A 7829-nucleotide genomic window follows, 5' to 3' on the forward strand; every position below is an offset into this window, starting at 1 on the left:
TCGGCGTCCTGAGGATGTTAACGCTAACACCCGTCTTGAGAGGGAGAGCCCGTGCGACTTGTCAGCTCTTTCCGCCGCCGATCGAACGTGGCGGCTGCCGCCGCCGTGCTGCTGACGGCCGGCGTCACGGTGACCGCGGCCCACGTCGCGTCGGCGGCCACGACCGGATGCGAGGTCGGCTACACGGTGACCAGCGAGTGGCCCGGCGGCTTCGGCGCGAGCGTCCGCGTCCGCAACCTCGGCGACGCGATCAACGGCTGGAGTCTGACCTGGTCGTTCCCGGCCGGGCAGACCATCACCCAGCTGTGGAACGGCTCCGTCACCCAGTCCGGCTCGCAGGTCACGGTCACCAACGTCTCCTACAACGGCGCCATCCCCAGCGGCGGCAGCGTCGATTTCGGGTTCAACGGGAGCTGGAACGGCTCCAACCCGGTGCCGTCCGGCTTCGCCCTCAACGGCGTGACCTGCACCGGCGACGTCACCTCCCCGTCTCCTTCGCCGTCTCCATCCCTGACTCCATCCCCGACTCCCACTCCCTCGCCGTCCGCCTCCCCCACTCCCACGCCTTCGCCTTCGCCATCGCCCTCGCCCTCGCCGAGCCGGCCCGCCATCGAGAACAACTTCCCGGTCACGCGAGAGGGCGCGTACGGCACCAACCGCTACACCGTGTTCCGGCCGTCGAACCCCGCGGCCGTGGGGCGTCCCATGCCGGTGCTGGTCTTCGGCAACGGGGCCTGCGCGCACACCGACGGGAGCGAGGTGATCCAGGCGCTGACGTTCATCGCGGCCCGCGGGTTCGTCGTGGTGGACACCGCGTCGGTCAACGGCTCGCCGAACGGCGTGCAGAGCGGGTCTCCGATCCCGTCACTGCTGACCGACGGCATCAGCTGGGCCGAGCAGGAGAACGCCCGCGCCGGCTCGCCGCTCTACCAGCGCCTCGACCTGTCCAGGGTGGCCACGGCCGGGCACTCCTGCGGCGGGCTGGAGGCGCTGATCGCCGGCCAGGACCAGAGGGTCAAGAGCGTCGTCTCGCTGGACAGCGGGCTGTTCGCCGACGGCTCGTTCGGATACTCACGCGCGGAGCTGTACAAGCTGCACACCCCGGTGATGTTCCTGGACGGCGGGCCCTCCGACATCGCCTACGACAACAGCCGGGCCAACTATGACCTGACCCGGGTGCCGGCCGTGCTTGCCGAGCAGTCGCAGGCCGGTCACGTCGGGTTCATCACCGGCGCCCAGATGAGCGAGGGCATGACCGCGGTGGTCCAGTTCCTGGACATGACCCTCAACGACAACGCCACCGCGCGGTCGTACATCCTGGGGCCCTCCGGCCTGGCGTCCCGGGCCTACTGGACGGTCCGCAGCAAGAACTTCTGATCCCGGACGACGATCGGGTGACCGTGTCAGGCGCGGGCGTGCGGGCCCGCGCCGACCGGTTCGGGCTCCGTCCCGGCCGGCCCGCCGTCCTCCTCGTGACCCTCGATCGACAGGTTCGGCAGGATCCGGTCGAGCCAGCGCGGGATCCACCAGTTGAGCCGGTCGAGCAGCACCATCGCGGCGGGCACGAGGAAGCCCCTGATGAGGGTCGCGTCGACGGCGATGGCCACGGCGAGCCCGACACCGAACACCTTGACCAAGGGGTCGGGGTAGGCGATGAACGCGGTGAACACCGCCACCATGATCAGGGCGGCCGAGGTGATGACGCGGCCGGTCGACCCCAGTCCCTCGGCCACCGCGCTCCGGTTGTCCCCGCTGCGCGAGTAGGCCTGCCGTACGGAGGTCAGCAGGAAGACCTCATAGTCCATCGACAGCCCGAACAGCACGGCGAACAGCATGAGCGGCACGTACGTGTCGATGGGCACGGAGAAGAACAACGTGGCGAGATAGGACCCCTCGGCCGAGGGCGGGGGGTCCATGCCGACCAGGCGGCTGCCCAGGCCCTGGGAGAACACCACGGCGAGCGCGCCGAAGGCGGCGCCCAGCGAGACGAGGTTCATCACCGCCGCCTTGATCGCGACCAGAGGCGCGCGGAAGGCCAGCAGCAGGAGCAGGGCGCTGAGCAGCACGACGATGCCGACGACCAGCGGCGTCCTGCCCATGATGCGGTCGCCCGCGTCCGCCAGCCCGGCCACCTGGCCGCCCACGTGGACGTGCGCCCCCGGCACCTCGATGGCCCGCACTCGCTTCACCACGTCGAGTGCCCGCGGGTCGCTCGGGGCATAGTCGGGGACGGCCTGGATGAGCACCGAGCGGCCGTTCTCGTTGACCTTCGGCGGGGCGACGAAGGCGACGCCGTCGGTGTGCTCCACCCGCTGCCGCAGCACCTGCACGACCGGGTCGGGCGGGGTCGAGTCGGCGATCTCCTTGTCCAGTTCGGCCACGACGACGAGCCCGCCGTTGGCCCCCGGGCCGAAGCCCGCCTCGATCAGCTCGTACGCCCGCCGGGCCGGGGTGCCCTTGTCGCCATACCCGTTGTCGAGGGGGCCGAGCTTGATCGTGACGGCCGGGGCGGTGAGCGCCGCCAGCACGACCACGGTGACGGCCAGCACCCGCCAGGGGCGGCGCGCCACCCAGGCGCCCAGCCTGGCCCAGCCCGTGGCCGGGCCGTCGCGGCGGGCGGCGCGCCCGACCAGCGGCAGCCGCAGCGCGTCGATCCGGTGCCCGAGGAGGCCGAGCAGCGCCGGCACCAGGGTGATCGAGGTGAGCACGGCGCACACGACCGAGACGCCGGTGATCCAGCCGAGTGTGCGCAGCAGCGGGAACCCGGCGAACATCAGCGCGCTGAGGGCGATCACGACCGTGCCGCCGGCGAACAACACGGCCCCGCCCGACGAGGCCGCCGTACGCCGGACCGCCTCCTGCACCGGCACGCCCTCGGCCAGCAGCGTCCGGTGTCGCGACAGCAGGAACAACGCGTAGTCGATGCCGACGCCGAGGCCGATCATCGTCGCCAGGATCGACGCGGTCGACGGCACGTCCACGACGTGACCGAGCAGCGCGATGAGGCCGAGCCCGACGCCGATGCTGATCAGCGCGGTGAAGATCGGCACGAGCGCCGCGACCAGTGTCCCGAAGGCGAACAGCAGCACCAGCGACGCGAAGACGACGCCGGCGATCTCGCTCGCGCCGGTCTTGATCTGCTTGTCGGCGGGGGTGGAGCTGTCGGAGGGCACGACCTCGATGCCCGCGCGTACGGCCGGCGCGGCGGCGGCGACGAGTCGCTCGGATGTCTGGGCGAGCTTGGTGGTGTCCTGCCCCGTCAGCCGTACGGTGATCATCCCGATCCGCAGGCTCGACGACATGCCGCCGATCCGGTACGGCGTCTCCACCTGTGCGACGTGCGGCGTGCGCCGCAGGGCGTCCATGGCCCGCTCGACGGCCTGTCTGCGCGGCTTGTCGATCAGCGTGCCGTCCGCGGTGTAGAGGACGAGCTGCACCGTCCCGCCCGGATCGAATCCCGGTCCGAAGCCCTCGCGCATGAGCTCGTGCGCCCGCTGCGCGTCGGTGCCGGGGATCGACACGTTGTTGTTCACCGGCCGGCCCCACACCAGGGTGCCCGCCGTCAGCAGGCCCGCCGCCAGCACCCACAGCGTCAGCACGATCCAGCCGTGGCGGGCGCACCATCCGCCGAGCCGCCCCAGAAGTCCGCTCATCGCCGTCCGTCCCGGGTAGCATGTCCTCCCGGCCGTCCTGTACGGCCGTACAAAACGAGAGTAAAAGGAACTGATCGGCGGGCGAGCGGCGCGCCGGAAAATGAGACGATGACCACACTCGATCAGGGCAACGCGACCCGCTCCCGCATCCTGGCCGCGGCCCGCGACCTGTTCGCCGAACGGGGATACGCCGCCGTGTCGCTCGCCGACATCGCGGCGGCGGTCGGCCTGACCAAGACGGCGGTCGCCTACCACTTCCACCCCAAGGACCGGCTCGCGGCCGAGATCATCGCCCCGGCCGCCGACGACCTGCTCGCGCTGCTCGGCGGCGAGTTCACCGGCCATCGGGAGTTCCTGCGTGCGTTCACCGCGTTCGCCGTACGCCACCGGGCGGTGATCCGGCTGCTCACCGACGACATCGGCGGCGCCGACAGCGCCCCTCCCGGATCGCCTGGCGAGGCGATCCGGGAGTTCAGCCGGGAGCTGTTCCTGCGCCTGGCCGGGCCCGATCCCTCCCCCGGCACCCGTGTGCGCGCCTGGGCCGCCCTCGGCGCGGTGCAGTCCGGTGTGGTGAAGACCATGGACCTGCCCGCCGACGTGGTCGAGGAGACGCTGACCGCCGCCGCCGTGGCAGTGTTCGAATCTTGATATACGAATTCCCTTGCGATCACGCGTGGAGAGCGTCACATTTCGTCTGAACGTTCAACCTTTCCGCCGCGTCCTTAGGTGGCACCAGCGGGACGGATGCGAGGGGAGTGACGGCCAGCCTTGGACGTACCGGCCGACGGGGAGGGCCGCGCGGGCGCGCTCGGCCAGGTGGTCTCGGCCCTGTCGAACACGCCCCGGACCGTCCTCGTCCTCGGCGAGCCCGGCATCGGCAAGACCCACCTGCTGGGTGAGGCCGCGGCGCGGCTGAAGGGCTTCCGCGTGCTGCGCGGTCAGGCCCGCGAACTGGACGGCGGGCGCGCCTACGCCCCGCTCGTCGAGGCCTTCGCGGCGGTGGAGGGCGAGGCGGGCGAGGCCCTGTCCGGCCTGCTCGACGCGGTCGACCAGGCCGCGCTCGGCCATCCCGCCGCCGCGCCCGGCGCGATGGCCGCCCGGCTGCTTGAGTCGCTGCCCGGCCCCACCCTCATCGCGATCGACGACCTCCACCTGGCCGACGCCGACACCTTGAGCGTGCTGCGGGCCCTGCCACTCCGCCACGACGCCATCGCGATCCTCGGCACCGCCCGCCACCCTCCCGCGCTCGACGTGGACCTGTCGATCCGGCTCCAGCCGCTGACGATGAGCGAGGTCGCCGACCTCGTCACCACGCTGCTCGGCCGTACGCCCAGCGAGACCGTCCTGCGGCGGATCCACGTCGCGAGCCGGGGAAACCCGTGGTTCGCGCAGGAGGCCGTGCTCGCCCTGGTTCAGGGCGGGGCCGTACGCTCGGAGGATCCCGGGGCACGGCGCGGCGCGATCCTCAGCCGGCTGTTCCAGCGCGACAGGGGCGGACGCGACCTCGCCCGCGTGCTGGCCGCCCTGTCGCGGACAAGGGAGGCCGCCGATCTCCCGGCGCTCGCCCAGCTCGCCGGGCTCACCCCGGATCAGGCCGAGCGCGCCTTCGACGCGCTGGTCAGGGACGGCGTCGTCAGCAGGAACGGCGACGGCTACGCGCTGGCGCACCCGCTGGTGGCCGAGGCGCTCTACGACGATCTCGGCGTCTCCGGCCGCAGGGAGGTGCACCGCCGCATCGCCGACATGCTCGAACGGGAAGGGCTGACCGGCACCAGGCGGGTCCTGGAGTGGGCCACCCACATGGCCGAGGCCGGGCCGCCCGGCGAGGCCCTGCCCGCGGTGCTGCGCGCCGCCGAGCTGACCCGCTGGACCGCGCCGCTGTCGGCCGCGCACTGGTACGGCAAGGCCGCCGAGCTGTCCCCGGAGCCCGGCGAGCTGCTGGCCAGGCAGGCACTCGCCTACTGGAAGGGCTCGCGGCCCGCGCTGGCGCTGAACTCGGCCCAGCGCGCGATCGCCGCCCTGCCCGCCGGGCGCCGCCGCACCCGTGCCGCCTACACCGCGGTCGGCGCGGCCCACGTGATGGGGTGGTATGAGGTGGCCCTCGACGTGGCCCGCCGTCAGATCCCCAAGGCCGACGACGCCTCCGCGCTGCTCGCCCAGCAGGCGCTGGTCAGCGCGGAGATGGGCCGCCCCAGCCGGGAGGCCGCCAGGCGCGCCTGGGAGGGCCTGTCGGACTGCCCTCCGCAGGACCGCGCGATCACGGTCGGCTACCTGGCCATCCACGCGCTCCTACAGGGCGACTGGGCCGAGACGCAACGGGCCGTCGACGACCTGCTCACCTTCGCCGCCGCCCTGCCGCCGGGCGCCCGGCTCGCGTCGCTGGAGTCGGCGGCGCACGTGCTGGCGATCGCCGGGATGCGCTCCCGCGCCGTCGAGGTGCTCAACCAGGCCGAGCAGATCCACCGCGGCCTCGGCTGGCACGACATCGCCGGACAGCACGTGCGGACCATGGCCGTCATCCGGCGGATGGGCGGCGAATGGGCCCAGGCGCTGGAGGAGATCGCGGTCGCCAGCCGGGCACTGGCCGAGGCGGGCCTGCTGGAGAACCTCGCCCTGCTGCGCAACATAGAGCTCGACATCCTGCTCGACCAGGGCAGGTTCGAGGATGCCGCCCGGGTGCTCGCCGAGCCGCCGCCCGGCGCGGCGCTGCACCAGGGCATGCGCTGCGTGTTCCGCGCGCGCCTGGCGCTCGGGCGGGGTGACATCGCCGCCTCGCGGCGCGAGCTCGACCACGCCATCGCGTACGAGGTGCCCGAGGTGGTGCACCGGGCCCTGGCGTTCAAGGTGCTGGTGGCGGGAGCGGCGGGCGACGACGCGGCCCGCCGGGCAGCGGCCTCCTGCCTGGACGAGCGGTCGGCGAACGGCACCCCCCGGGCCCGGCTCGCCGCCGACCTGGCGGTGGGCTGGACGTTCCAGGATCGCGCGCGGGCCGGCGCGGCACTGGAACAGGCACGCGCCGACGGCCTGCCGTTCGAGGAGGCACGGGCCCGGCTGGTCCTCGGCGTGCTCGGCGACACGGCACAACTCTCCCGCGCGCACGCGATCTTCACCCGTCTCGGCGCGGCGCCCTGGGAGGCGCTGTCCGAACGCCGCCTGCGGGAGGTCGGGATGGTCCCCGAACCGGCGGGCCGCCTCACGCCCGGCGAGCGCCGCGTCATCGAACTGGTCGCCGACGGGCTGAGCAACCCCCAGATCGCGGAGGAGCTGCACTACAGCCGCAAGACCGTGGAGGTCTATCTCACCCGCGTCTACGCCAAGACCGGCCTGCGGTCACGCGTCGAACTCGCCCTGGCCGTCGAACGCGGCGAGCTGTGACCTAACCCCGCATAGCTACTGACGCGCCCGCGTATCCAGCCCCGCACTGACCGCGGATATCGCGACGTCGACACCGCGCCGGAAAGGGTGCTCGCGGGCCTTGAGCCGGTCACTCACCGCCCCGAAAGACACCTGCGGGGCGTTCGCGGGCCTTGGGTCATCCGGTCACCACGCCGGAAGACACCCGCGGGGTGCTCGCGGGTCCTGGGCGGGTCACCGCGCCGGAAGACACCTGCGGGTGTTCGCGGGCCTTGGGCCGTCCGGTCACCACGCCGGAATAACCTCCAGTCTTCACCGAGCCCGCGCCGGAATGAACCTCCGATCATCGCGAAGCCCACGCCGCTCCAGCCACGCGAGTTCCTCGCAGCTCGGAATCTCCGCGGGGCTCAGCCTGGGCACAGCGCTTCCGGCCGTCGCGGTTCCCCCTGGACCGGGAGCAACCCCTCCAGCCCTCACGGAGCTCGTGCCGACGCAACGCGTCCGGCCGTCGCAGTGCCTTCGTGCCGGGACCAACCTCTCCCGCCCCCCACAGAGCTCGCATTGCCGGCGGCCCTTCCGGCCTACCCCTCACCCAAACCGCGCACCTGGACCGTACGCCCCTGGCGACAGCCCGGAAGCCTCTGCGAGCCGTCTCTGGACGGGACGTTGCATCGAGGACTGCCTCGCATCGCCGGGCTGGGGCTCCATATTTGCCCAGGTCAGAGGTTGATTCGATGGTGTGTTCGAGGTAGGCTTGGGGCAGCCGTTACAGGTGAGCCTAGCTGGCGGGCCGTTGGCCATACGCCGTGTGTTGAGCCGAGT

General features: G+C 72.5%; 4 protein-coding genes. 3 read left to right on the forward strand and 1 reads right to left on the reverse strand.

From position 1 onward, the window contains the following. Positions 1-51: 51 nt before the first annotated feature. Positions 52-1377, forward strand: a complete 1326-nt coding sequence (locus HCK04_RS25660) for a cellulose binding domain-containing protein (RefSeq protein WP_142649958.1) — start codon at positions 52-54, stop codon at positions 1375-1377. Positions 1378-1403: 26 nt separating this feature from the next. On the opposite strand, the gene HCK04_RS25665 is transcribed toward HCK04_RS25660, so the two are convergent. Continuing rightward, positions 1404-3653 (reverse strand): MMPL family transporter, encoded by a 2250-nt coding sequence (locus HCK04_RS25665; RefSeq protein ID WP_142649959.1) that lies wholly within the window; start codon positions 3651-3653, stop codon positions 1404-1406. Between the two features lie 108 nt (positions 3654-3761). Between HCK04_RS25665 and HCK04_RS25670 the strand changes: the two genes are divergently transcribed. Further along, positions 3762-4301, forward strand: coding sequence for a TetR family transcriptional regulator (locus tag HCK04_RS25670; protein WP_142649960.1), 540 nt, complete (start codon positions 3762-3764; stop codon positions 4299-4301). A 120-nt stretch (positions 4302-4421) separates the two neighbouring features. Then, positions 4422-7028 carry a LuxR family transcriptional regulator gene (locus tag HCK04_RS25675; RefSeq protein WP_142649961.1) on the forward strand — a complete coding sequence of 869 codons (2607 nt, stop codon included), beginning with the start codon at positions 4422-4424 and terminating at the stop codon, positions 7026-7028. Positions 7029-7829 lie beyond the last annotated feature (801 nt).

It is taken from the genome of Microbispora sp. CL1-1, from assembly GCF_012034195.1.
Taxonomy (GTDB): domain Bacteria; phylum Actinomycetota; class Actinomycetes; order Streptosporangiales; family Streptosporangiaceae; genus Microbispora.